Annotated in this window: 24 protein-coding genes; 22 read left to right on the top strand and 2 right to left on the bottom strand. The window is 40.4% G+C overall.

Annotation, left to right across the window (positions count from 1 at the left end; all coding sequences use genetic code 11):
- From CYP05_RS06150 to CYP05_RS06140, 3 genes are all read left to right on the top strand, one after another.
- Complete coding sequence (locus CYP05_RS06150) at positions 1–618, top strand: phosphatidylserine decarboxylase (RefSeq protein WP_103642317.1); 618 nt, start codon at positions 1–3, stop codon at positions 616–618.
- 1 nt (position 619) lies between these two features.
- Entirely contained in the window at positions 620–1,351 is a 732-nt protein-coding gene (gene pssA / locus CYP05_RS06145) for a CDP-diacylglycerol--serine O-phosphatidyltransferase (RefSeq protein WP_009294672.1), read from the top strand.
- A 139-nt stretch (positions 1,352–1,490) separates the two neighbouring features.
- Positions 1,491–3,005: a 2-isopropylmalate synthase gene (locus CYP05_RS06140; protein ID WP_103642316.1), complete on the top strand. Its 1,515-nt coding sequence runs from the start codon at positions 1,491–1,493 to the stop codon at positions 3,003–3,005.
- Positions 3,006–3,262: 257 nt separating this feature from the next.
- Here the strand turns inward: CYP05_RS06140 and CYP05_RS06135 are convergent, their stop codons facing one another.
- Both CYP05_RS06135 and surE read right to left on the bottom strand, forming a co-directional pair.
- On the bottom strand, positions 3,263–3,913 hold the full coding sequence (locus tag CYP05_RS06135) for a tRNA threonylcarbamoyladenosine dehydratase (protein WP_103642315.1): 651 nt from the start codon (positions 3,911–3,913) through the stop codon (positions 3,263–3,265).
- Entirely contained in the window at positions 3,903–4,679 is a 777-nt protein-coding gene (gene surE, locus CYP05_RS06130; protein ID WP_103642314.1) for a 5'/3'-nucleotidase SurE, read from the bottom strand. Before surE ends, CYP05_RS06135 begins: the two co-directional genes overlap by 11 nt.
- A 103-nt stretch (positions 4,680–4,782) precedes the next feature.
- On the opposite strand from surE, the gene lpxB reads away from it, so the two are divergent.
- The 19 genes from lpxB to dxs all read left to right on the top strand — a co-directional run bounded on the left by lpxB (position 4,783) and on the right by dxs (position 24,835).
- A complete protein-coding gene (gene lpxB, locus CYP05_RS06125) occupies positions 4,783–5,817 on the top strand; it encodes a lipid-A-disaccharide synthase (protein WP_103642313.1) in 1,035 nt (344 codons plus the stop codon).
- Between the two features lie 3 nt (positions 5,818–5,820).
- The gene (gene greA / locus CYP05_RS06120; protein WP_103642312.1) at positions 5,821–6,306 is read left to right on the top strand and encodes a transcription elongation factor GreA; all 486 of its coding nucleotides are present in this window, start codon (positions 5,821–5,823) and stop codon (positions 6,304–6,306) included.
- 64 nt (positions 6,307–6,370) lie between these two features.
- Positions 6,371–7,162: a UDP-2,3-diacylglucosamine diphosphatase gene (locus CYP05_RS06115; RefSeq protein ID WP_103642311.1), complete on the top strand. Its 792-nt coding sequence runs from the start codon at positions 6,371–6,373 to the stop codon at positions 7,160–7,162.
- Complete coding sequence (locus CYP05_RS06110) at positions 7,162–8,115, top strand: chemotaxis protein (protein ID WP_103642310.1); 954 nt, start codon at positions 7,162–7,164, stop codon at positions 8,113–8,115. The genes CYP05_RS06115 and CYP05_RS06110 overlap by 1 nt, the downstream gene beginning before the upstream one ends.
- 8 nt (positions 8,116–8,123) lie before the next feature.
- On the top strand, positions 8,124–10,457 hold the full coding sequence (locus CYP05_RS06105) for a hybrid sensor histidine kinase/response regulator (protein ID WP_103642309.1): 2,334 nt from the start codon (positions 8,124–8,126) through the stop codon (positions 10,455–10,457).
- A 9-nt stretch (positions 10,458–10,466) separates the two neighbouring features.
- On the top strand, positions 10,467–10,964 hold the full coding sequence (locus CYP05_RS06100; RefSeq protein ID WP_009294664.1) for a chemotaxis protein CheW: 498 nt from the start codon (positions 10,467–10,469) through the stop codon (positions 10,962–10,964).
- 8 nt (positions 10,965–10,972) lie between these two features.
- A complete protein-coding gene (gene serB / locus CYP05_RS06095; RefSeq protein WP_103585308.1) occupies positions 10,973–11,599 on the top strand; it encodes a phosphoserine phosphatase SerB in 627 nt (208 codons plus the stop codon).
- Between the two features lie 4 nt (positions 11,600–11,603).
- Positions 11,604–12,596 carry a transaldolase gene (locus tag CYP05_RS06090; RefSeq protein WP_103642308.1) on the top strand — a complete coding sequence of 331 codons (993 nt, stop codon included), beginning with the start codon at positions 11,604–11,606 and terminating at the stop codon, positions 12,594–12,596.
- Entirely contained in the window at positions 12,596–13,756 is a 1,161-nt protein-coding gene (locus CYP05_RS06085) for a type IV pilus twitching motility protein PilT (RefSeq protein ID WP_103642307.1), read from the top strand. The genes CYP05_RS06090 and CYP05_RS06085 overlap by 1 nt, the downstream gene beginning before the upstream one ends.
- A gap of 67 nt (positions 13,757–13,823) precedes the next feature.
- Positions 13,824–14,360 carry a 50S ribosomal protein L25/general stress protein Ctc gene (locus tag CYP05_RS06080; RefSeq protein WP_002939542.1) on the top strand — a complete coding sequence of 179 codons (537 nt, stop codon included), beginning with the start codon at positions 13,824–13,826 and terminating at the stop codon, positions 14,358–14,360.
- A gap of 11 nt (positions 14,361–14,371) precedes the next feature.
- Entirely contained in the window at positions 14,372–14,920 is a 549-nt protein-coding gene (gene pth / locus CYP05_RS06075; RefSeq protein WP_103642306.1) for an aminoacyl-tRNA hydrolase, read from the top strand.
- Positions 14,917–15,981, top strand: coding sequence for an LptF/LptG family permease (locus CYP05_RS06070; RefSeq protein WP_103642305.1), 1,065 nt, complete (start codon positions 14,917–14,919; stop codon positions 15,979–15,981). Before pth ends, CYP05_RS06070 begins: the two co-directional genes overlap by 4 nt.
- 55 nt (positions 15,982–16,036) lie before the next feature.
- Positions 16,037–17,260 (top strand): diaminopimelate decarboxylase, encoded by a 1,224-nt coding sequence (lysA, locus tag CYP05_RS06065; protein ID WP_103642304.1) that lies wholly within the window; start codon positions 16,037–16,039, stop codon positions 17,258–17,260.
- Positions 17,244–18,323, top strand: a complete 1,080-nt coding sequence (pheA, locus tag CYP05_RS06060) for a prephenate dehydratase (RefSeq protein ID WP_009294657.1) — start codon at positions 17,244–17,246, stop codon at positions 18,321–18,323. The genes lysA and pheA overlap by 17 nt, the downstream gene beginning before the upstream one ends.
- Positions 18,323–19,420 (top strand): histidinol-phosphate transaminase, encoded by a 1,098-nt coding sequence (gene hisC / locus CYP05_RS06055; RefSeq protein ID WP_103642303.1) that lies wholly within the window; start codon positions 18,323–18,325, stop codon positions 19,418–19,420. The genes pheA and hisC overlap by 1 nt, the downstream gene beginning before the upstream one ends.
- A 4-nt stretch (positions 19,421–19,424) precedes the next feature.
- The gene (gene fliF / locus CYP05_RS06050) at positions 19,425–21,122 is read left to right on the top strand and encodes a flagellar basal-body MS-ring/collar protein FliF (RefSeq protein WP_103642302.1); all 1,698 of its coding nucleotides are present in this window, start codon (positions 19,425–19,427) and stop codon (positions 21,120–21,122) included.
- Positions 21,122–22,153 carry a flagellar motor switch protein FliG gene (gene fliG, locus CYP05_RS06045; protein WP_103642301.1) on the top strand — a complete coding sequence of 344 codons (1,032 nt, stop codon included), beginning with the start codon at positions 21,122–21,124 and terminating at the stop codon, positions 22,151–22,153. The genes fliF and fliG overlap by 1 nt, the downstream gene beginning before the upstream one ends.
- Positions 22,150–23,016: a flagellar assembly protein FliH gene (fliH, locus tag CYP05_RS06040; RefSeq protein WP_103642300.1), complete on the top strand. Its 867-nt coding sequence runs from the start codon at positions 22,150–22,152 to the stop codon at positions 23,014–23,016. Before fliG ends, fliH begins: the two co-directional genes overlap by 4 nt.
- Entirely contained in the window at positions 23,009–24,835 is a 1,827-nt protein-coding gene (gene dxs / locus CYP05_RS06035) for a 1-deoxy-D-xylulose-5-phosphate synthase (protein ID WP_103642299.1), read from the top strand. The genes fliH and dxs overlap by 8 nt, the downstream gene beginning before the upstream one ends.
- The last annotated feature ends 43 nt before the right edge of the window (positions 24,836–24,878 follow it).

Raw genomic sequence — 24,878 nt, 5'->3', positions numbered from 1 at the left:
ATGAGTGGCTACATCGCAAAAGCAGGGTATAAATTTATATTATTCTTTTTGATTTTATTTGCTATATCTGCATTGTTTGGTACTGCGCCACTATTTTTTCTAGCGTTGCTTCTTTTAACTCTTTATTTTTTTAGAGACCCTGAAAGAGAGCCTTTTACTGATGATAAACTAGCCTTACTTTCGCCCATAGATGGTAAGATAAAAGAGATTAGCGTTTCAAATTTTGATGATAAAGAGGTGGCTAAGATAGTTATCTCAAAGCCATTTTTTGGCGTAGGCACGCTAAGGGCTATAAGCGATGCTAGCGTCGCTGAAGTTAAAAGAAGGCATGGGCTCTTTTTATGCCAGGCGATGAAAATTTCAGAGATGCTAAACGAAAGAGCGATAATTCGTTTTGAAAAAGGAAATATTAAATTTGCTATGAAGATCATAGCTGGAGTTTTTAGTAGAAGTTTAGAAATTTATAACATTACTAGTCTAAAAGCCTCTAGAAAATTTGGCTTTTTAGGAAGCGGCGAAGTGATTTTATACTTGCCAAGAGATACTAAAATTTGCGTAAGCGTTGGCGAGAGCATTAAAGCTGCTTCACTTCTTGGATACTTTGAAGAGGAAAAATAAAATGAATAGCATACAAAAAATGCAGTTAATGTATATCTTGCCAAATTTATTTACCGCAGCAAGCGCTTTTTTGGGTGTTATAAGCATTATTTCATCTATTCAGGGAAACTATTTTAAGGCTATTATTTACATCATTCTTTCACTGATTTTAGACGGACTTGATGGACGCGTGGCAAGACTTACAAAGACTACAAGCAAATTCGGAGTAGAGTTTGATAGCCTTGCAGACCTTGTAGCATTTGGTGTGGCTCCAGCGATTTTATTTTATCTAACAGTTGGTGCAAAATTTGGCAGATTTGGCGCACTAATAGCAGCTATGTTTGTAGTCTTTGGAGCTATTAGACTAGCTCGTTTTAACGTCACTACTGGCACATACGAGCCAAATGTCTTCATCGGACTTCCTATACCATCAGCAGCCATCATCGGAGTGCTTTGGGTTGGTGTTTATCTAAAGCATGAATTTTTATATGGTTTTGAGTGGTGCTTGATATTGCTTGAAGCGGTTTTAGCTATCTTGATGGTTAGCAACATCCGCTACCCAAGCTTTAAAAAGATGAATTTAAAACAAACTCATGTTATGCGAATTTTAGTAGCACTTGTAGTTGTATTTTCTATGCTTTATCTATATCCTTACGAGAGTGCGACCTTTTTTATGAGCGTTTATATGCTTTATGGTATTATTAGAGCGGCGATAATGTTTAGCAAAAATCACAAAAAAAAGGAGAGCGAATGAGCGAAAATGGCATAATAAAATCGCGTAAATTTTTACCAAAAATCGAAATCAAAAACTCTCTACTGCTGCTACTTAGGTAGCAAATTCTTCTTTACTTAACTCATTAAATTTAAATATAAAAATCATAAAAGGACAAAAAATGGATAAAAATAAAATTATAATCTTTGATACGACTTTAAGAGATGGCGAGCAAAGCCCAGGAGCTTCTATGAACACAGCTGAAAAGCTTCAGATTGCACTTCAGCTTGAAAGGCTTGGTGTAGATGTGATGGAGGCTGGATTTGCAGCGGCTAGCCCAGGGGATTTTGACGCGGTAAATCAGATCGCAAAGCAAGCTTCAAACATCACTGTCTGCTCGCTTGCACGTGCGGTTGAGCGTGATATCAAGGCAGCTGGCGAGGCACTAGCTCCAGCAAAAAACAAAAGAATTCACACCTTCATAGCAACAAGTCCGATCCACATGCAATATAAGCTAAAAATGAGCCCAGACGAGGTTATCAGGCGTGCAGTTGAGGCAGTGCAATACTCAAAAACGTTTTGCGATGATGTGGAGTTTAGCTGTGAGGATGCTTGCAGAAGCGAGATGAGCTTTTTAAAAGAAATTTGCGACGCAGCGATAAACGCAGGGGCAAAAACCATAAACATCCCTGATACGGTTGGCTACTTGTATCCAGAGGAGATCACAGCTCGCATTAGCGAAATAGTAAAATTTATAGGTGGTAGAGCGGTAGTTTCGGTGCATAACCACAACGATCTAGGCATGGCTACGGCAAATTCGCTAGCTGCTATAAAAGCTGGTGCAAGGCAGGTTGAAGGCACGATAAATGGCATCGGTGAGCGCGCTGGAAACGCTGCACTTGAAGAGATCGTGATGGCTATAAAAACTCGTCAGGACGTCTTTGCGCCGCTTTACACAGACATCATCTCAAAAGAAATTTATCCGACTTCAAGACTGATCGCTAGCATCACAGGCATCGAGCCACAGCCAAACAAAGCAATCGTTGGTAAAAACGCCTTTGCACACGAAAGTGGCATCCACCAAGACGGCGTGCTAAAACACAAAGAGACCTACGAGATCATCAGTGCTGAGAGCATCGGCTTAGAGAAAAACTCGCTCGTTCTTGGCAAGCACAGTGGCCGACATGCGTTTAAAGATAAGCTTGCAAGCCTTGGATTTGACCTTGATAGCGATGCGCTTAATAAGGCGTTTGAGAAATTTAAAGACTTGGCGGATAAGAAAAAAGAGATATTTGACGATGATATCAGAGCGCTCGTGGCAGAGGAGATCACCAAGATCCCACAAGCTTACGAGATCACAGACTTGCTTCAAAGTAGCGGTGGCAGCCTAGCAAGTGCCTCTATGAGCATCAGGCACAACGATGAGATCGTTAGCGACTCAGCCCTTGGCAATGGCACAGCAGATGCGATATTTAAGGTAGTTGATCGCATTAGTGGCATTAACGGCACGCTCAAAGACTACAAGGTCACAGCTGTTTCTCAAGGCAAAGATGCACTTGCAAAGGTCGATGTAAAAGTCGAGTTTGAGGGCAAAACAGCCGTAATGGGTCACGGACTTGATATTGATACGATGATGGCAAGCGCTAAGGCCTATGTCGGCGCACTAAATAGCTACCTTCGCATCCATAAAAACTAAAATTTTAGCTGGCTGCTAAATTTGCAGCTAGCTAATTTAAATTTAGCTACTCTTTAAATTTACTGCGTTTTTCAAATTTTAAAACTTTCATTCACCTCTAAGAACTGACTACTAAAATTACTCGTTCATGAAATTTTAAAATTTGCTAGATGCTCATATTGGGTTGTTAAATTAGTCTTTTGTAGAGCTGACTATTAAATTTATATCCAAAAATGTTAGCTCTAATTTGAAATTTTGCTCGGAGTGTAAATTTAGGCTTACTGTTCAACTATCTTTTTAACAGCTAGTGAGGCTAAATTTAGCCCAAAGCAGGCAGTCACGCCCATGAAGCTGCCAAGTGGCTTGCAGAGTGGCTCTTCTGTTGAAAAGACCACGTCAAATTTACCACTAAAGCCTGATTTTTTGAGCTCATATCTATATTTTCTAGCTAGTGGGTCGACCGAAGTTTTCCAAACGCAGGCCACCTTGATCTTGGTTGGATCAACCCTTTTTGCCCCACCCATCGAGGCTATAAATTTGCTAGGATCTACTGCGTTTGCAAGGGCGATCTTGGCATTGATATCATCGATCGCATCGATCACCACGTCAAATTTACTAAAGTCAAATCCAGCGACAAACTCAGGCGTGATCAGCGTCTGCATAGGCGTGATGCAAGGATAAATTTTGGCAAACTCCTCGACCTTTATGCCGCCTACATTTTCGCTGTAAATTTGGCGGTTTTGATTTGTCACGTCAAAGATGTCTTTGTCGATCAGCGTGATGCTTCCGACCCCGCTTCTAGCAAGCGCGTCCACGCAGATTCCACCAACGCCGCCAGCTCCGCAAACTAGCACTTTTGCGCTTTGAAGCTTGCTAAAACCATCCTCTCCAAAGAGCCACCTTATCCTTGTAAATCTATCATTTTGCATCAAATTTCCCTTTTAAGCTCTCCAAGCTCTCGTATGAAGTCATATTTAGTTTTATGGGTGTTATCGTTGCAAAGCCCTCATTTACCTTGCTGATGTCGCTTGGCTCGCCTTTTTCATATTCAAGTGCGGCGTTTCCAAGCCAGTAGTACTCGATGCCTCTTGGGTTGCGGTTAAGCGTGGCATGCGTGGCGTAGGTGCGTCTGCCAGCTGGCACGACGGAGTAGCCTTTGAAATTTTTGATAGTTGTGGCTGGGATATTTACATTTAGAAATTCTCTTTGATTTAGCGAAATTTCATCATTTAGCACCTTTGGCACGATAAATTTAACGATCTTTTTTGCTAGCTCAAAGCCAAGTTCATTTAGTGAGTTGTTTTCATAAAACTGTGAAAAAGCGATGCTTCTAATGCCTTGTAAAACGCCCTCCATCGCCGCTCCACACGTGCCAGAGTAGGTGATATCTTCGCCCAAATTTGCCCCGTGATTTATGCCGCTTATCACTAGATCTGGTTTTTTATTATAAAGTGCGTGAAGTGCGAGATAGACGCAGTCGCTGGGCGTTGCGTCATCAAGTTTAAAAAAGCCATCATCAAGTTTTATAAACCTAAGAGGCCTTGTGAGCGTCAAAGAGTGAGCGCAGGCTGATTTTTCAGAGCTTGGAGCTACGATCGTGACATTTACGTCTTTTAGCTCGCTTAAAGCTTCTTTTAAGGCAAGCAGGCCAGTCGCCTCAAATCCATCGTCATTTGTTATCAAAATTTCTTTCAAATTTTATCCTTTAAAGGGTTGGATTTTATCACAGCTTTCTTAAAATTTTAAAGAATTTTTGCGTATAATGCCCCCCAAAAAAAGACCTGATGAAAGTGTGTAAATGAAAATTTTAGTCTCCGCTCTTGAGCCATCGGCAAATTTGCATTTAAAAGAAATTTTGAAAAATTTCGAGGGCGAATTTGAGCTAATGGGAATTTTTAGCGAAGAGCTTGGCATGCCATATATGAAAAGCAGCGAGTTTTCAGCGATGGGCTTTGTCGAGGTTTTGCCACTTATTTTTAAGGCAAAAAAGGCGATGAAAGTGATGAGCCAGATGGCAAAAGAGGCTGATGCAGTGCTGCTAATAGATAGTCCAGCCTTTAACCTGCCGCTTGCAAAGGCGATAAAAGAAGCTGGCGTAAAAGCAGCCGTGACATACTATATATTGCCTCAAGTTTGGGCGTGGAAGCCAAAAAGAGTGAGCGTTGTGGAGAGATACTGTGACAACCTTGCTTCGATCCTGCCATTTGATGCGAAATTTTATAGCCGCTCGACCTACGTGGGCCATCCTTTGATGGATGAGATAAAGCTTAAAAAAACTAGCCTAAGTAGCAGCGGCAAAGTGGCGTTTTTGCCGGGATCAAGAAGGTCAGAGATTTCTAGGCTTATGCCAGTTTATAGAGAGCTTGCTAAAAAGATAGAGGCTAAAAGGCTACTTGTCGTGCCGCCATTTTTGCTTGATAACGTGGGCGAAATTTATGGCGATGTGAGCGATTTTGAGGTCGTCTCAAACACGCCTGAAGCCTTGTATGAGAGCGACTTTGCCTTTGTTTGCTCAGGGACTGCTACGCTTGAAGCAGCGCTCATTGGCACGCCATTTGTGCTAGCATACAAGGCAAAAGCGATAGACGTTTTCATAGCTAGAAAATTTGTAAAGATCAAGCATGCGGGACTTGCAAATATAATGTTTGATTTCATGGGCAAAGAGCCGCTTCATGAGGAGTTTATACAAGAGTTTGCAACGGCTGAAAATTTGCTAAGAGCCTACAAGAGCTGTGATAGGCAGAAATTTTTAAAAGGCTGCGACGAGCTAAGAGCCTATTTGGCGCATGGCAGCAGTAAAAATGTAGTAAAAATTTTAAAAAATATGGAGTAAAAAATGAGTGAACCAATGACAATGCACGGATACGAGAAGATAGAAGCTGAGTTAAAAGATCTAAGGCTAGTGCAACGCCCACAAATCGTAACAGAGATCGACATCGCAAGAAGCCATGGCGATCTAAAAGAAAACGCTGAGTATCACGCAGCAAAAGAGAAGCAAGCCTTTATAGATGCTAGGATCGCTGAGCTTAGCGCACTTTTGGCAAATGCTGAAGTGATCGATCCAAGTAGCTACGAGCATGATAGGGTGAGGTTTGGCTCAAGTGTGACGATAATGGACGAAGAGACCGAGGTCGAGCATACTTACACGATAGTTGGTGTGAGCGAAAGTGACCTAGATAAGGGCTATATCTCGATAAACTCACCTCTTGCAAAGCAGCTTTTAGGCAAGGCTGAGGGCGATGAGGTAGCGCTAAATTTACCAAAAGGCAGAAGCGACGTTGAGCTCGTTAAGATCTGCTACAAACCTATAAAATTTGACTAAAAAGATGAGGCGAAGGGCTAAAAAACTGCTTTTTGGCTCTGCTAATTTTTAATTAAGGCAAAATTTGAGCGAATACCTATATGCCCCCGTTATAAAAGAAGGCGCGATCTTTTTGGCTGATGCGCATGAAAATGTAAATAGAAATGGCTTTTTGAAATTTTTGCGCGCCGTTGATAGCGGAGAGATCAAGGAGCCACCACAGATTTTCTTGCTTGGTGATATATTTGATTTTTTAACGGGCGAAGGCGAATATACAAGGGAGTTTTACGCTGAGCACTTAAGGCTTATAAATAAAATTTCACAAAAGGTAGAAATTTTTTACTTTGAGGGCAACCACGATTTTAGACTTTCAAATTTATTTAATAAAACTAGAGATTTTTGGGACAAAGGCGAGAGGCTAAGCTTTGAGGGGGTAAAGGTCTATGACATTTGCGCCCAGCCAGTGAAATTTAGAACTATAAGTGGCGAGCACGTCCAGATCGCGCATGGCGATATATTTTTACCTTTTATAGATAAGTATGCGCTTAGGTTTTTAAGGCTTAGATGGTTTTTGAAATTTATGAACGCGCTTGATAAAATTTTGGATTTTAAAATTTCAAAAGCGATACTATCCAAACTTACTAAGAAAAATCTGCACTATAAAATTTCAAACTTCAAGGAGCTAATGAGCAAGCATTTGCAGGGCTTTGGCGCAAGTATAGTGATAGAGGGACACTATCATCAAGGTGAGCTATTTGATATTTACGATAGATTTTATATAAATTTACCTTGTTTTGCATGCGAGCAAAGTTATTTTGTTGTAGAATACGCCCAGCAAAAGTTGAATTTGCTCAAAATGAGTTTGAAAGGACATTGATGTTTGGAGATAACGTACTAAAAACGGACTCAAACGAGATGGAACTTGTTGATTTTCGTATCTTTAAAAAGGCCGAAAACAAAGTATATGAAGGAATATACGGAGTCAATGTCGCAAAGGTGCGGGAGATCATTAAGATGCCAAATCTTACCGAGCTTCCTGGTGTTCCCGAGTATATTGAGGGAATTTTTGATTTAAGAGGCGTGGTGATCCCTGTTATAAATTTGGCAAGATGGATGAATATTATCGAGCCAACCGAGGGTGTAGTAATAAAGCCACGTGTTATTATCGCTGAATTTAGCGGTATATTAATCGGTTTTATCGTCCATGAGGCCAAGAGGATTAGGCGAATAAGCTGGAAAGACATAGAGCCTGCAAATTTTGCTTCAGGGTCTGGCACTCTAGATAAGGGCAAGATCACAGGTGTAACAAGAATAGAAGATGATGAAGTGCTTCTCATTCTTGATCTTGAAAGCATCGTTGAAGAGCTAGGAATTTACTCGCCAAAGATCGAATTTGATGTAACAGATGATCAAAAACTAAAAGGTTCTGCTCTAGTGCTAGATGATAGCTCAACTGCTAGAAAACTGGTAAAAGATGCACTTGAGAAGATGGGTCTTAGTGTAGTTGAAGCTAAAAACGGCGTTGAGGGCTTAGAGAGAATGGAAGAGCTTTATCAAAGATATGGGGATAACCTAACAAGAGAGCTTAGAGTTATCTTAAGTGATATCGAAATGCCACAAATGGATGGATACCGATTTGCTTCAACTATTAAAAATGATGATAGGTTTAAAGAGGTTCCAATTGTATTTAACTCTTCATTAAGTAATGAATTTAGTGAGATCAAGAGTAAAGAGGCTGGTGGCGCTGCGTATCTTACAAAATTTGATGCTAGTGTATTTTATCAAGAGGTGCTAAAAGTAATTGAAGCACATTCTCAATCTGCAAAATGAGGTGAAGCATGGATGATATGAAAGAAATAATGGAAGACTTTTTGATAGAGGCTTTCGAACTTATTGAGCAGATAGACCATGACCTTGTCGAACTTGAGTCAAACCCTGAGGATTTAGAGCTTTTAAATAGAATTTTCCGCGTTGCTCACACAGTAAAAGGTAGCTCAAGTTTTTTAAATTTTGATGTTTTAACAGAGCTTACTCACCACATGGAAGATGTTTTGAACAAAGCTAGAAAAGGCGAACTAAAGATCACTCCAGACATTATGGACGTTGTTCTTGAGTCAGTTGATATGATGAAAGGACTACTAGAGAGCATTAGAGATAACGGTAGTGACGCAGCCGCTGGTATCGATATTAAAAATATTTGTGTAAGACTTACTCAAATTTCAGAAGGTGAAGCACCAAGCGCAGCCGCAGAAGCTCCTGAGCCAGTAAAAGAGCCAGAGCCAGCCACACCAGCTGAAGAAGCAGCTCCTGAAGTAAGTGATGCTGAGCTTTCAAAGTTAAGTGACTCTGAGGTTGAAGCTGAGATAGAGAGACTTTTAAAAGTTAGAAAAGCAGAAGATCAAGCAAGACGTGCTTCAAAAGGCATAGCTCCAAAATCTCCTAAAGAGATAGCTCCAGCCACAAGCGCTGCACCAGCGCCTGCAGCAAGACCAGCTCCTAGTAGGGAAAGAGACACAGATAAAAAAGTACCAGCTGCAAGCAGTGGTGCAGTAGCACAGGAGCAAACGATACGCGTTGAGGTAAAAAGACTTGATCACTTGATGAATTTAATCGGCGAGCTTGTTCTTGGTAAAAACCGCCTACTAAAAATTTATGATGACGTAGAAGAGAGATATGAGGGCGAGAAATTCCTTGAGGAGCTAAATCAAGTAGTCTCAAGTCTAAGTCTAGTTACGACTGATATCCAGCTAGCTGTTATGAAGACTAGAATGCTCCCAATAGCAAAGGTATTTAACAAATTCCCACGTATGATACGTGATCTTAGCCGCGACCTTGGCAAGCAAATAGATCTTGAAATTTCAGGTGAAGAGACAGAGCTTGATAAATCAATCGTTGAAGAGATCGGTGATCCTCTAGTTCACATCATTAGAAACTCATGCGACCACGGTATCGAAGATCCTGAGACGAGAAAGGCAATGGGTAAACCTGAAAAAGGCCTTGTTCAACTAAAAGCTTATAACGAAGGCAATCATATAGTTGTTGAGATAGTTGATGATGGTAAAGGTCTAGACGCTGATATGCTTAAATCTAAATCTATAGAAAAAGGCATTATTACTGAGCGAGAAGCTGATGCGATGAGTGAGAAAGAGGCATTTGGCCTTATATTTAAGCCAGGATTTTCAACTGCTGCAAAGGTTACAAACGTATCTGGTCGTGGCGTTGGTATGGACGTTGTTAAGACAAATATCGAAAAGCTAAATGGTATCATCGATATCGAGAGTGAAGTTGGAAAAGGTACAGTTATGAAGCTTAAAATTCCACTCACACTTGCGATTATTCAATCACTTCTTGTTGGAACACAAGAGGAATTTTATGCGATACCACTTGCGAGCGTTCTTGAGACTGTTCGCGTACCTATCGATGATATCTATACGATCGATGGTAAAAACGTTCTAAGACTAAGAGATGAGGTCTTATCTCTTGTTAGGCTTTCGGATGTCTTTGGAGTTGAAAAAGTGTTTGATGGCGGTGATCATACTTATGTCGTTATCATCGGCGTTGCTGAAGCAAAACTAGGCATCATAGTAGATACTTTAGTTGGTCAAGAAGAGATTGTTATTAAGTCAATGGGTGATTATTTGCAAAATATCCCAGGCATCGCTGGAGCTACTATTAGAGGTGATGGCCGTGTAACTCTTATTATAGACGTTGGTGCTATGATGGAGATGGCTAAAGATATCAAGGTAGATATTAGAGCCGAAATAGAAGATAGCACAAAAGCAAAGGAAAAGCCAAGTGATTATAAGGTCTTGATTGTTGATGACTCTAAAATGGATAGAACCATTATGCAAAAAGCACTTGAACCAACCGGAGTAACTATAATAGAAGCAACTAATGGTGTCGAGGCGTTAAATGTTATAAAATCCGGCGAGCATTCATTTGATGCAATTTTGATTGATATTGAGATGCCTAGGATGGATGGATATACACTTGCTGGTGAAATTCGCAAATACTCTAAATATCGCAATCTACCGCTTATTGCTGTTACGTCAAGGACGTCTAAAACAGATAGATTGCGCGGAGTAGAGGTTGGTATGACTGAATACATTACTAAACCGTATTCAGCAGAATACCTTGAAAACGTTGTTAGAAAAAATATAAAATTAGCTTAGGGGTAAGGGATGAACGATAAACTAAACCAGGTTTTAAGCAAACAAAAACAACAAATTGACGGACCTGAGTCAAAAAACAATGAAGATATAGTTCAACTTGTAGGCTTCGTTGTTGGCGAAGAAGAGTATGCGATACCTATTTTGAATATCCAAGAGATAATCAAACCTATCGAATACACCCGTGTTCCTAGTGTGCCTGACTATGTTCTTGGCGTCTTTAACCTACGTGGAAACGTTATCCCACTTATTGATTTGCGTAAGCGTTTTTCACTAAATGTTACAAAACAAAGCCCAAGTACAAGATATATCGTCATGAAAGATGAGGATAACATAGCAGGCTTCGTGATAGACCGCTTGACGGAGGCTATAAGAATAGTTCGTAACAGGATAGATCCGCCACCAGAGACTTTGGTAAAAGACAAAGGCATGATCTATGGTATCGGCAAACGCGATCAAAATATTCTTACGATTTTAAAGGTTGAGAGCCTTTTAAAACGTGATTTTTAGGGAATAGCTTGATAAAACTTTGTGTTTTTGACTTTGACTCTACGATAATAGACGGCGAGACGATCGATATCCTCGCCGCCGCTAATAACGCCAGCAATGAGGTGGCTAGCATAACGAAGCGTTCGATGAACGGCGAACTTGATTTTTTTGAAAGTCTTACAGCAAGAGTAAAATTTTTAAAAGGAATGCCACTTTTAGAAACAGATGAAATTTGTAAAAATTTACCCATCATGCCAGGAGCTATCGAGCTTATAGCTGCTCTAAAGCAAAAAGGCATAAAGGTTGTGGTCTTTAGTGGCGGTTTTCACATCGCAACTGATAAGATGCAAGAAAAACTTAAATTTGATGCAAATTTTGCAAATATCTTGCACCACAAAGATGGAATTTTAACAGGTGAAGTTGGCGGAGAGATGATGTTTGGTAGCTCAAAAGGCGAGATGATAGATCGCTTAAAGGGGCTGTTAAATTTAGATAAAAGTGAGATCATGTGCGTTGGCGACGGAGCCAATGACGTGTCAATGTTTAGAAAATGTGATCTAAAAATTGCCTTTTGTGCGAAAGAAATTTTAAAAAAAGAGGCGACGCATTGCGTGGATATCAAGGATCTGCGTGAAATTTTAAAATATATAAGGTGAAAAAATGTATGACAATGAAGCTAAATTTTCTCTTTGGTGTGACTTTATAGAGAGAGATTTTTTACAAAATGAATTCAACTCTTTATTAGAAAAAGGCGTTATAAACGGAGCTACAAGCAACCCAGCTATCTTTAAAACAGCTTTTGCATCACCTGCTTACAAACAGATCATACAAAATAGCAACAAGCGTCACCCAAAAGATCTTTATGAAATTTTAGCAACCCAAGATATCAAGATCGCCGCATGTAAAATGCTAAAAAACTACGCAAATGGCGATGATGGTTTTGTTAGCATCGAGGTTGATCCAAATTTAAGTGGCGAAACAGCTGCTACGATAGAAGAGGGCATCAGGCTTCACAACCTTATCTCAATGCCAAATGTCATGATAAAAATTCCAGCTACAAAAGAGGGCTATGAAGCGATGAGTGCGCTCATGGCAAGAGGCATCAGCGTAAATGCGACGCTCATTTTCTCGCCAGATCAGGCTAAAAACTGCCTAGAGGCCTTTAAAGAGGGTAGCAAAGCTTATGCAAGCCGCTTTGTGGATACGACGATGCCAAAAGGTGTGATCAGCGTTTTTGTTAGTAGATTTGATAGAAAGCTTGATGAGACAATGGCTGCAAAGAGCCTACCAACAGGACAGATCGGCATAATGAACGCTGCAAATATCTATCATATCATTGAGGACTTTGGCTTAGAAAACGTAAGGACACTTTTTGCAAGCACTGGCGTAAAAGGTGGTGGCTTAAGAGGGGATTATTACGTTAGAGAACTAATGTATAAAAACTCTATAAACACAGCTCCGATAGAGACGATAAAAGAATTTATAAAAGAAAAAGCTGAGGCAAAAAATGCCCCTAGCAAAGAGAATATCTCAAGCTTTTTTCACATCATAAAAAATAATGAGATCGATATAAATGCTACTTATAAAGAGCTTTTAAATGATGGCTTAAAGCAGTTTGTTGCAGCATTTGACGACATTATGAAATCACTTTAATGACCAAAAAAGACCTAGACTCATATCTGTGCTCTTTGGTGGATAAAGGCGGCAGCGACCTTCATCTAAAGTCTGCAAGCCTTGTTTATGGCAGATTTAATGGTGAGATCATGCCACTTAGTGAAGAAAATTTGGGCCCTAGTGATGCAGTAGCTATCGCAAATGAGCTTTTGGGGGCTAAATTTGATGAGTTTATGGATAAAAAGGACATAGATTTTTCTTATAAACTAAATGATGAGTACTGCTTTCGTGTAAATATGTTTTTGCAGATAAATGGAATTTCTGCTGTCTTTCGTGTCACTCCAACGAAAATTCCAACCATAAAAGATCTAAATTTACCAAGCGTGATAGAAAAAATTTGCACAGAGACCACTCGTGGCATCATTTTAGTGACTGGCCCAACTGGAAGCGGCAAGACGACAACGCTTGCAAGCATGATAAATTTCATCAACCAGACAAAAAGATCGCACATCGTGACTATCGAAGATCCGATCGAATACGTATTTAACGACGATAAAAGCATAATCAATCAGCGCTCTATCGGGGCAGATGCGCTAAATTTCTCAGATGCGCTAAGGGCTTCATTAAGAGAAGATCCTGATATCATTTTGGTTGGTGAGATGAGAGATCTTGAGACGATTGAGACTGCCATTAGAGCTGCAGAAACTGGTCACTTGGTGCTTTCGACACTTCACACGCTTGATGCAAAAGAGAGCGTAAATAGAATAGTAAATAGCTTCCCGCAAGGCGAGCGAGATAAAGTCAGCCTTATGTTCTCTTCAGTGCTTGCTTGCGTCATCTCACAAAGGCTAGTTAAGACGCTTTTTGGCACAAGACGCCCAGCGGTTGAGATCATGAGAAAAAATACCCGCATAAAAGAGCTCATATCTGAAGAGAAATTTGACGAGATCGATCTTGCCATAGCTGAGTCAAAAAATACTTACGGCATGCAAACTTTTGATCAGCACCTGCTTGAGCTTTATGAAAATAAGATAATTAGTGCCGAAGTAGCGCTTGACAATGCTAGCAATAGGGGCGATTTGCAGCTTAAGATAAAAAGCTCAAATGTGGCAGGTTTTAGCTTTGAAAATGGTGTAAATTTTGGCAAACCTCAAAGCAAACAAGATCAACCCGAAGTAATCGCACTTAAAGAAATTTAATAAACTTTATGTGAAATTTATAAAGCATTAGATAAAATCAGCACCTATTTTTTATGAAAGGAAAACGATGTTAGAGGGTATCGTTAGAGAGAGTATCGGTAAGAAGTCTGCGAAGGCTTTGAGAAGAGATGGTTATCTAATCGCCAACATTTATGGCAAGGGATTAGAGAATGTTGCAGCAGCTTTTAAAGTCAATGACTTTATCAAAGAGGCACGCAAAAAAGAGAGCCTTGCTTTTGATGTAAAAGTAGGCGGAAAAGTTTATAATGTCGTTATTGTTGATTACCAAAGAGATGTTGTTACAAGCGATCTTAAACACGTAGATCTAAAAGTAGCACTCCCTGGCGTTTTATCAAAATATATGATCCCAGTTAAGCCAGTTGGAACACCTATTGGTCTTAAAAATAAGGGCGTTTTGATTCAGTCAAAAAGACGTCTTTGCGTAAAATGCACGGCTGAAAATTTACCAAATTCATTTGACGTTGATGTAAGCAAACTTGACATTGATGATACGATTTTGGTTCGTGATATCACAGCTCCTAAAGGCGTTACTATCATTGACGCTGACCGTGTTGCGGTACTTGGAGTTATTAAAGCTAAATAAAAAGGGCTTTTGTGACACTAATAGCGGGGCTGGGAAATCCTGGCCCCAAATACGAAAACACTAGACACAACATAGGCTTTATGCTTATAGACCTCCTAAAAGACTCAAATTTCAAAGATGTTAGCTCAGCCAAATTTCAAGGCGAAGTTTTTAAATTTAACGACATTATCTTACTAAAACCAACAACCTTTATGAACCTCTCAGGTCAAAGCGTAAAGGCAGTAAAAGACTTTTATAAACCAGATAGGATAATCGTCATCCACGACGATCTAGACCTTAGTTTTGGCGCGGTTAAATTTAAAAAAGGTGGCAGTAGCGGCGGACATAACGGAATAAAATCGATCGATAATCTAATAGGCAACGACTATGAAAGAGTGCGTGTTGGTATCGGACATGAGGGCGATGCTAAAAATTTTGTCCTTGGCGAGTTTAGTGACGAGGAGAAAAATGCTTTAGATGAAATTTTAGCCTATACAAAAAATGCAGTTTGCGAGCTACTAAAGAGCGACATCAACGAAATTTCACAAAAATTTACGGTAAAAAAAGGTCTTATCAAATGAAACTATACGCCAGATACGTTGGCTGGGTCTATATAAAATCTTTTCTTATCGTATTTTTAGCGCTTGAGCTATTTTATGTTGGCATTGATCTGCTTACAAATTTAAAAGATCTGCCGCCATCTGCGAACCTTCAGCTGCTCTACGTTGGCCTTACTGCGCTAAGTGCCATTAGCTACGTTTTGCCACTTTCGCTCATTTTTGCGCTAATAATTTTACATGTAAATATGGTTCGCTCAAACGAGCTAATCAGCTTTTATGCTCTTGGTATCAGCAAAAACAAGCTCATTTTGCCGCCATTTCTTATCGCATTTTTTGTGACGATTTTTTACGTTGGGCTAAATTTTACGCCGTTTGCTTATGCGCATGATTATCAAAAAAGTATCGCTAAAAACACCGCTTTTTCAAAAAGTACAAATGACTCATTTTTGAAATTTGAAGGCAAATTTATCTACATAAAAGAGCTAAACTCAGCCAAGCAAAGAGCAAATGACGTGAGAATTTTTGACATTAATGGCACTGACTTGCTCTCGACAACCTTTGCCAACCACGCTAAATTTAAAGATAATGAGTGGGTTTTAGAAGATGTAAATCAGACCTTTTTGCCTCGAAATTTAGAGCTTGGCGAAAATGGCTTTAGCAAGGTAAAAAGTGAAAATTTAGATGCGTTAAGAGGCTTTAAGCCAAAGAGCATCGAGAGTGCTGCAAGCGTTGAAAACTCGAAATTTAACATACCTGATGCGATAAATTTTATAAAGACATTTAAAAACGAAGGCATAGGACTTGATAGCGCAAGGACGGCATTTTATAACCTTGCCATCACGCCATTTTTTGCGCCATTTTTATTGCTTATTTTCTACTATCATTTGCCAGTGACTGGCAGGTTTTTTAACCTCGCACTCTCAACATTTATCTTTGTTGTGATAACACTCGTAGTTTGGGGACTTCTCTTTATCTTAACCAAATTTGCTCAAACCTCTGTCATCTTGCCAGAGATCGGCATGGTTCTCCCTGTTATTTTGCTTTTTGCATACGCCATTTATCTCATAAAATCGCATCGTTAAGCCAAATTTTGGCAACTTTTTTGTAAAATCAAGCCATTTTAAAAAAGGCTATTTTATGGATTTTAAAGAGCTTGCAAGCAAATACAAAACCCCACTTTACGTTTATGATTTTAACTACATTAAAGAGCGCTACGAGGCGCTAAAAAACGCATTTTACGCTAGAAAATCTCTAGTTTGCTACGCTGTAAAAGCAAACTCAAATTTAAGTGTTTTAAAATTTCTGGCTGATCTTGGAGCTGGCTTTGACTGCGTGAGCATCGGCGAGGTCAAAAGGGCGCTTCTTGCAGGTGCTAAGAGATATCAGATCATATTTAGCGGCGTTGGCAAGAGCGATGAAGAGCTAAAAGAGGCTTTAGAAAATGAAATTTTGCTGATAAATGTCGAGAGTTTTGCCGAGCTTTTAAGGCTTGAAGAGATTGCAAAAGGGTTAAATTTAAAGGCAAGGATTAGCATCAGGGTAAATCCTGGCGTTGATGCAAAAACACACCCATATATCTCGACAGGGCTAAATGAAAACAAATTTGGCGTCGATGCGGAAACAGCTAAAAAGATGTATATCCACGCTAAAGCATCAGAGTTTCTTGAGCCAACTGGCATACATTTTCACATCGGCTCGCAGCTAACTTCACTAAGCCCGATAATAGACGCTGCAAAGATCGTAAGCGAGCTTTTAAGAGAGCTAAGAGCACTTGAGATCGATATCAAATTCTTTGACGTTGGTGGCGGACTTGGCATCATTTATAACGATGAAAAAGAGATAAATTTATACGACTACGCACAAGGAATTTTAGGCGCACTAAAAGGTCAAGATGTGACCATCGTTTGCGAGCCAGGACGCTTTATCGTGGGCAATGCTGGCTACTTTGTAGCAAGTGTTTTATATGAGAAATTTAACGGCAAAAAGAGATTTGTCATCACTGACGGTGCGATGAATGATCTTATAAGACCAAGCCTTTATGGCGCGCATCACAAAATTTTTGTCGATGGCAAGGATGAAAATTTAGGCACTTGCGATGTGGTCGGTCCAGTTTGTGAAAGCGGCGACTTTTTAGCAAAAGATATCAATCTGCCAGAGTGCGCGAGCGGTGATCTAGTCGTGGTTAAAGGGGCTGGGGCTTATGGATTTAGCATGAGCTCAAACTACAACACAAGAAACAGAGCCGCTGAAGTTTGCGTGCTTGATGGCAAAGATAGGCTGATAAGAAGACGCGAGAGTTTCGAGGACGTCGTGGCACCTGAGATTGAGTTTTTGGAGAGCGCTGATGCAAGAGCTAAATGAGCTTAGAAAAGAGATCGATAGTATAGATGATCTCATCTTAAATAAACTAAATGAGAGGATGAAGCTTGTTGAGCAGATCGGCAAGCTAAAGCAAACGACTGGGACGCCTATATATCGCCCTGAGCGCGAGCGAGCTATCATAAACCGCTTAACTAGCCTTAGCAAAGATAAAGCCTTAAATAAGGCTGCGATCGAGGCCATTTATCTTGAAATTTTTGCTGTTAGTAGAAATTTAGAGATGCCTCAAAAGATCGTCTATCTAGGGCCTGAGGGCACTTATACGCATCAAGCGGCGCAGAGTAGATTTGGTGCGATGAGTGCATATTTACCACTTGCTACGATCGAGGCAGTTTTTACAAAGCTAGCTCAAAAAGAGGCAAAATACGGCGTCGTGCCTATCGAAAACAACACTGAAGGCGCTGTTGGAGCTACGCTTGATTGTTTGAGTAAATTTGATGATATAAAGATAGTGGCAGAGCTCTACGTAGATATCCACCACAGCTTTGTTAGCATAAATGAAAATTTAAAAGAGATAAAGCGAATTTACTCGCATCCGCAAGGCTACAACCAGTGCCGTAAATTTTTAGAAGATCACTTGCTAAATGAGGTCGAATTTGTCCCAGCCAAATCAACCGCAGCAGCTGCATATATGGCATCTATGGATAGAGAATCAGCCGCCATTTGCTCAAAAATCGCAGCTAAAATTTACAACGTGCCAATCGTCTATGAGACTATTGAAGATAATATGGCTAATAGAACGAGATTTTTGATCTTAAGTGATTTTAAAAATGCAAAGGTTGAAAACTCGAAAACTTCGATCCTAGCTAAAACTGATCACAGTCCAGGACGCCTTGCTGATCTGCTTTCTATCTTTAAAAATGAGAATATCAATATCACAAAACTTGAGTCACGTCCTATAAAGCAGCGCGAATTTAAGTCAATTTTTTACCTTGACTTTGAAGGGCATATCGACGATGAGAAGGTGCAAAATGCCTTTGAACTCGCAAAAGAGAGCGGCGCTGAGATAACTTGGCTTGGAAGCTATTTAAACGGAGATGAGTAATGAAATTTAATGACTTTTTAGATGATCTAGTAAATTACGAGGCTGGAAAGCCGATCGAGCTTGTAGTTAGAGAGTTTGGCATCGATGCAAAAGATGTGATAAAACTAGCGAGCAATGAAAACCCTTTTGGCACGAGCAAACGCGTAGAAGAGGCGCTAAAAGATGTCGCCAAAAACGCACATCTCTATCCAGACGATAGCTACTTTGAGCTAAAAGAGGGGCTGGCTAAGAAATTTGGCGTAACTAGTAAAAATCTAATCATCGGCTCTGGAAGCGACCAGATCATAGAGTTTGCACTTCACGCAAAGGCAAACAGGCAAAGTGGTGTTTTGATGGCTGGCGTGACATTTGCGATGTATGAAATTTATGCAAAACAAACAGGGGCTAAAATTTACCGCACAAAGAGCGTGGAGCATAATTTGAGCGAGTTTTTAGAAATTTATAACGCGCACAAAGATGAAATTTCTGTCATCTTTCTTTGCCTGCCAAATAACCCTTTGGGCGAGTGCATCGATGCCGATGAAGTCTATAAATTTATAAAAAACATTGATGAAAACACGCTTGTGGTGCTTGATTGCGCTTACAACGAATTTGCTAAATTTAAAGATAGCAAAAAAGAGATAAAGCCAAGCGAGGTGGTGAAATTTAAAAACGTTATCTATCTTGGCACTTTCTCAAAGGCCTACGCACTTGGCGGCATGCGCGTGGGATACGGCGTGGCAAATGAAGAGATTATAGGCGCTCTTTCAAAGCTAAGAGCTCCATTTAACATCACAACTCCAAGCCTAAGAGCAGCGATTGTAGCACTTGGAGATGATGAATTTGTGCAAAAAACTATGCAAAATAACTTCGAGCAGATGAAGAGATATGAGGAGTTTGCAAGGCAAAATGGCATAGAGTTTATCCCAAGCTACACAAATTTCATCACTTTTAAATTTAACGAGCCAAAATCAAGCCAGATATGCGAAAAGATGCTAAAAAAAGGTATAATTTTACGAGATTTAAAAAGCTACGCCTTAAATGCGGTGAGAATCACCATCGGTCAGGCATGGCAAAACGATAGAGTTTTTGAAGAGTTAGAGCAAATTTTAAAGTAGGGATATGGATTTTAAGGCATTACTTCATCAAATAAGTCAAATTTATCAAAAGCTTTCACTAAAACAAAAGATCGTTGCAGGCAGCTCGATCGTTTTGGTTGTGGCTTTTTTGGTATTTTTAACGCTTTACAAAAGTAAAAGTGATAGCTTTGCAGGATATAGCGTCCTTTTCGAAAACATCAGCCCAAGCGACTCAGCCTTAATAGTCGATCAGCTAAACAAAGATGGCATCAAGTATAAACTAGCAAATGAAGGCACGATCCTTGTGCCAACAAGCGATGTATATAAAGAGCGTATCGCTGTTGCAACGCTTGGCATACCAAAAGAGAGCAAGATCGGTTTTGAAATTTTTGACAAGCAAGAATTTGGTGCAACGGACGCTGAGCAGAGAGTTAAATTCCAAAGAGCGCTTGAGGGCGAGCTAGCTAGAACGATCGAGAGCCTCTCATCTATCCAAAAAGCAACCGTAAGAATAGCCATACCAAAAGAGAGCGTCTTTACTGAAAGGCAAGCACTCCCGACCGCTTCTATCGTAGTCGAGCTAAAGCCAGGCGTTAGTCTAAATGCGAAGCAAATTTTTGGCATTAAAAACCTAGTCGCCGCCTCTGTTACAAATTTAAGCACCGAAAATGTCAAGATAGTAAATCAAGACGGCGTCGCACTTGGTGATGAAGACGGAGAGTTTGATAGTGATGCCATAGCTCAGCAGATCCGCTATAAGCGCGAGTTTGAAAATAATTACGAGCAAAAGATCGTAAATGTCCTAGCTCCTATCGTGGGCGGTGCGGACAAGGTCGTAGCAAAGGTAAATATCGACTTTGACTTTGATAAAAAAGATACAAAAAGCGAGGTTTATGACCCAAATAACGTCGTAAGAAGCGAGAGCAACATCGAAGAAAAGCGCCAAGGCTCAGCTCCAAATGAAGTAGGCGGCGTACCAGGTGCGGTTAGCAACATAGGCCCTGTTCAAGGTCTTGATGATAGCACTTTAAAAGAGCAGTACAACAAAAGCTCGCAGCAGACAAACTACGAAATTTCAAAGAAAGTGACAAATGTCAAAGGGCAGTTTGCTAGCATAAACAGAGTAAGTGCAGCTGTTGTTATAGATGGCATTTATAAAAGTAAAAAAGATAGTGATGGCAAGCCAACTGGCGAGTTTGAATTCACCCCGCTTACCAAAGAGCAAAGAGAATCAATCACAAATTTAATCAAACAATCAATCGGCTACAATCAAAATAGAGGCGATGAGGTAAGTTTGGATAACTTCGAGTTTAAAACTGGCAAAGATGTCAGCACTGGCGAGAAGATGGATGGCTTTATGAACAACTATGTGATGCCTTTCTTGCCGATATTTAAGTATCTTTTTGTAGCATTACTACTTTACATCTTCTACAAAAAAGTTATCGTACCATTTATGCAAAAGATGCTTGAAGAGACTAAAGAGGAAGAAGAACAAGCTCAGAATGAGTTTGAAGATATCGAGACTGATGCTGAAGATACACTTGAGAAATTTAAAGCTGCTCGCAAGAAGGTCGAAGAACAACTTGGTCTTGGTGGTGAATTTAATGAAGACGAGCTAAAATACGACGTATTGCTAGAAAAAATGAGAACGGTTATCTCTGAACGTAGTGAAGAGATTGCGGCATTACTTCAAGATATGGTTAAAAATGATAATGACTTTAACATGCGCAAGGAAATTTAATGTCTATGAAGTTAAATGATAAGCAAAAGATGATCTACGATGATCTATCAATGCCTGAAAAGATTGCTATTTTATTAATTCAACTTGGCGAAGAGGCGACAGCTGTTATATTTTCTCATATGGATGTTGATGTTATTACTGAAATTTCAGGCTATATTGCAACTGCAAAAAATATAGATAAACAAGTTGCAGGCGCGGTGCTTGAAGAATTTTACGCACTAATGCAGTCAAATCAATATATGAGAAGCGGTGGCTTAGAGTATGCAAAAGAAATTTTATACCGCACCTTTGGTCCAGAGGCTGCTCAGAAAATTTTAGATAAGCTTGCAAAAAGCATGGAGAACTCAAAGAGTTTTGGCTATCTTGATAAGATAAAACCACAGCAACTCGCAGACTTTATCATAAAAGAGCATCCTCAAACTATTGCGCTAATCCTAGCCCACATGGACTCAACAAGTGCCGCCGAGACACTAAGCTTTTTCTCGGATGAGCTAAGAAGTGAGGTCGTGATCAGGATGGCAAATCTTGGAGATATTAGCCCATCAGTAATAAAACGTGTTTCAACTGTGCTTGAGGGTAAACTTGAAAGCCTTACATCTTACAAGGTCGAGGTTGGTGGCCCAAGAGCTGTGGCAGAAATGCTTAATAGACTTGGTCAAAAAGCTAGCAAAAGCACGATCGAGCGCATCGAACAAAGCGATGATAAGCTTGCTACAACGATCAAAGAGCTTATGTTTACATTTGAAGATATTATCAATCTTAACGCAACTGCGATTAGAGAAATTCTCAAAAATGTCGATAAAAAGGATCTTATGGTTGCATTTAAGGGCTCAAGCGATGGCATTAAGGATAAATTTTTATCAAATATGTCTCAGCGTGCAGCCGAAGCCTTTAAAGAGGAGATGCAATACCTTGGTGCCGTGCGTGTAAAAGATGTTGAAGAGGCTCAAAGACGCATTGTAGAAGTAGTACAAACCTTAGCTGATCAAGGCGTCTTCCAAGTTGGCGAAGCAGATGAGATGATAGAATGAAAAGTAGCGTAATAACAAGTGAGACCTCGCCGGCTCACTTTATAGAAAATTATAGATTTAAGGTGCTTGGGAGCAATGAAAGAGCCCAAGATAGCGCACCTGTTTTGATAGAAGAGAACAACCTTAGTGAAGAGCTAAATGAGCAAAATTTAGAGCAAGGTGGTGAAAATTTCGCACCTCAGATGCCGCACCCAGTGCAGACAAACATGCAAAATCACTTTGCACCTCAGTCTCAAAATAACAAAGCTCACCAGCCTGGATTTGACTCGAGTTTTGTCGAGGAGCTGCTTAAAAAGACAGATGAGCTAAGTAGCAATATCATCAAACTCCAAATGCAAATAGAAAATCAAGAGAGTGAATTTGCAAAACGCCTTGAAGCTGAGATCGCTCGTGCAAAAGAGGATGGCAAAAACGAAGGCATCGCTCAAACAAATGCTGCAAACGAGGCAAAGATAAAGGAGCTTGAAGCCAAATTTAGCGCTTCAGCTGCAAAGCTAGATGAGCAGTACGTTAAATTTGATGAGTTTTTGAAAAAGAGCGAGGAAGAGCTTGGGCAAACTGCGATAAAGATCGCAAAAGAGGTGATAGAAAAAGAGGTTTCAAGCGCATCTAGCCAGATCGCTCATCACCTAGCAAATTCGCTTATAAAAGAGCTAAGCGACGTAAAAAATATAGAAATTCGCGTTAATCCTGAAGATAGCGAATATCTAAAAGAGCAGTTTAGTAAAAACGAACGCGTAAAAGTAAGTGCTGATGATGCCATAAGTAAAGGTGGCGTGGTGATAATAAGCGAGGGCGGAAACATCGATGCGACGATGCAAACAAGGCTTGAGAAGCTAAAAATGCTGGTAAATAATGAATAAAGACGTTAAAAGCCTAAATGTCGATGAGCTAAACGCACTTTGCCACGACATCAGAGATAAAATTCTATCCACTGTTAGTAAAAATGGCGGCCATCTTAGCTCAAACATCGGTGCAGTCGAGATCATCGTTGCGATGCATAAAATTTTTGACGTTACAAAAGATCCGTTTATCTTTGACGTGAGCCACCAAAGCTACGCGCACAAGCTACTAACTGGGCGCTGGGACAACTTTGATACGCTTAGAAAATTTAACGGTATCAGCGGCTACACAAAGCCAAGCGAGAGCAAATTTGACTACTTTGTAGCAGGTCATAGCTCAACGTCCATTTCACTTGCAGTTGGCGCTGCAAAGGCGATCAAACTAAAAAATGAAGAGCGCTTGCCAGTAGCTGTCATAGGCGACGGCTCGCTAAGTGGCGGCATGGCGTATGAGGCACTAAATGAGCTTGGGGATAGAAAATATCCTTGTGTCATCATCCTAAACGACAACGAAATGAGTATAAGTAAGCCAATAGGTGCGCTTAGCAAGTATCTAAGCCAGATGATGGCAGGGCAGTTTTATCAAAAATTTAAAGGCAGGGTTGAGCGCTTTTTAAGCTATATGCCAGACTCTGCAGCCTATATGGCTAGACGCATGGAGGAGGGCATCAGACTCATCACTCCTGGCATGTTTTTTGAAGAGCTTGGACTTGAGTACATAGGCCCTGTCGATGGACACGACCTTTCAGCGCTTCTTAGCACATTTGAAACCGCTAAAAACATGAAAAAACCAGTCATCGTGCACGTGCAGACGCTAAAGGGCAAAGGGTATGAATTTGCCGAAGGATACTATGAAAATTGGCACGGAGTTGGGCCATTTGATCTAAAAAGTGGCGAATTTATAAAAAGACAGTCAAACAAGTCAGCCACGGCGATCTTTAGCGAGCATCTTTTAAAGATGGCAAGAGAGCACAGCGACATCGTTGGCGTAACGGCCGCGATGCCAACAGGCACTGGCATGGACGCGCTCATACATGAGTTTCCAGACCGCTTTTGGGACGTGGCGATAGCCGAGCAGCACGCAGTTACCTCGATGTCAGCCATGGCAAAAGAGGGCTTTAAGCCATTTGTCGCGATATACTCGACCTTTATGCAAAGGGCATACGATCAGGTCATCCACGACGCTTCTATACTAAATTTAAACATCACATTTGCGATGGATAGAGCAGGCATCGTGGGCGAGGACGGCGAAACGCATCAGGGCGCTTTTGATATCAGCTTTTTAAATGCTGTGCCAAACATGGTTCTTTTTGCTCCAAGGTGCGAAGAGAGCATGAAAAATGTTATGGAATTTGCTTACTCTTACAAGGGCGTTAGTGCGTTTAGATATCCGCGCGGTGCGTTTATTTTAAGAGATGAGTTTAAAGCCAAACCGCTAGAGTTTGGCAAGGGTGAAATTTTAGCCGATGCAAAAAGCGACATCGCATTTTTAGGCTATGGCAACGGCGTTGGCAGGGCAAATTTGGTTAGAAATTTACTAGCTGGCAAGCTTGAGGTGATCTTAGTTGATCTAGTCTTTGTAAAGCCGCTTGATAGAGAGCTTTTATGTGAGCTAGCAAAACGCACTAAAAAGTGGTATATCTTTAGTGATAGCGCTAAAAAAGGCGGCGTTGGCGAGATCGTAAGTGCGTTTTTACAAGAAAATGGCATATCAAATGTAAGTGTTGTTAGCTTTGAATATGACGATAAATTTATCCAGCATGGCTCGACAGCTGAGGTCGAAAAAAGCCTTGGCATAAGCGCTGAGCAAATTGCCCAAAAATTACTAGAGAATAATTAATATCATTTAATAAAGAAACGTTTAATATTACTTTTGCTAGCAT

The sequence above is a fragment of the Campylobacter concisus genome (assembly GCF_002913545.1).
Taxonomy (GTDB): Bacteria; Campylobacterota; Campylobacteria; order Campylobacterales; family Campylobacteraceae; genus Campylobacter_A; species Campylobacter_A concisus_AV.
The sequence above is the reverse complement of the archived record's forward strand: the minus strand, read 5'-3'. Positions and strand labels throughout refer to the sequence as shown.

What these genes read in the sequence shown, in the direction of transcription:
- CYP05_RS06085 (WP_103642307.1), top strand. Translation starts at nt 12,596, where the DNA reads ATGACCAAAAAAGACCTAGACTCATATCTGTGCTCTTTGGTGGATAAA.
- fliH (WP_103642300.1), top strand. Translation starts at nt 22,150, where the DNA reads ATGAAAAGTAGCGTAATAACAAGTGAGACCTCGCCGGCTCACTTTATA.
- CYP05_RS06150 (WP_103642317.1), top strand. Translation starts at nt 1, where the DNA reads ATGAGTGGCTACATCGCAAAAGCAGGGTATAAATTTATATTATTCTTT.
- fliG (WP_103642301.1), top strand. Translation starts at nt 21,122, where the DNA reads ATGTCTATGAAGTTAAATGATAAGCAAAAGATGATCTACGATGATCTA.
- CYP05_RS06070 (WP_103642305.1), top strand. Translation starts at nt 14,917, where the DNA reads ATGAAACTATACGCCAGATACGTTGGCTGGGTCTATATAAAATCTTTT.
- CYP05_RS06105 (WP_103642309.1), top strand. Translation starts at nt 8,124, where the DNA reads ATGGATGATATGAAAGAAATAATGGAAGACTTTTTGATAGAGGCTTTC.
- fliF (WP_103642302.1), top strand. Translation starts at nt 19,425, where the DNA reads ATGGATTTTAAGGCATTACTTCATCAAATAAGTCAAATTTATCAAAAG.
- CYP05_RS06080 (WP_002939542.1), top strand. Translation starts at nt 13,824, where the DNA reads ATGTTAGAGGGTATCGTTAGAGAGAGTATCGGTAAGAAGTCTGCGAAG.
- lpxB (WP_103642313.1), top strand. Translation starts at nt 4,783, where the DNA reads ATGAAAATTTTAGTCTCCGCTCTTGAGCCATCGGCAAATTTGCATTTA.
- pssA (WP_009294672.1), top strand. Translation starts at nt 620, where the DNA reads ATGAATAGCATACAAAAAATGCAGTTAATGTATATCTTGCCAAATTTA.
- greA (WP_103642312.1), top strand. Translation starts at nt 5,821, where the DNA reads ATGAGTGAACCAATGACAATGCACGGATACGAGAAGATAGAAGCTGAG.
- pheA (WP_009294657.1), top strand. Translation starts at nt 17,244, where the DNA reads ATGCAAGAGCTAAATGAGCTTAGAAAAGAGATCGATAGTATAGATGAT.
- dxs (WP_103642299.1), top strand. Translation starts at nt 23,009, where the DNA reads ATGAATAAAGACGTTAAAAGCCTAAATGTCGATGAGCTAAACGCACTT.
- CYP05_RS06110 (WP_103642310.1), top strand. Translation starts at nt 7,162, where the DNA reads ATGTTTGGAGATAACGTACTAAAAACGGACTCAAACGAGATGGAACTT.
- lysA (WP_103642304.1), top strand. Translation starts at nt 16,037, where the DNA reads ATGGATTTTAAAGAGCTTGCAAGCAAATACAAAACCCCACTTTACGTT.
- CYP05_RS06135 (WP_103642315.1), bottom strand. Translation starts at nt 3,913, where the DNA reads ATGCAAAATGATAGATTTACAAGGATAAGGTGGCTCTTTGGAGAGGAT.
- CYP05_RS06090 (WP_103642308.1), top strand. Translation starts at nt 11,604, where the DNA reads ATGTATGACAATGAAGCTAAATTTTCTCTTTGGTGTGACTTTATAGAG.
- hisC (WP_103642303.1), top strand. Translation starts at nt 18,323, where the DNA reads ATGAAATTTAATGACTTTTTAGATGATCTAGTAAATTACGAGGCTGGA.
- CYP05_RS06140 (WP_103642316.1), top strand. Translation starts at nt 1,491, where the DNA reads ATGGATAAAAATAAAATTATAATCTTTGATACGACTTTAAGAGATGGC.
- CYP05_RS06100 (WP_009294664.1), top strand. Translation starts at nt 10,467, where the DNA reads ATGAACGATAAACTAAACCAGGTTTTAAGCAAACAAAAACAACAAATT.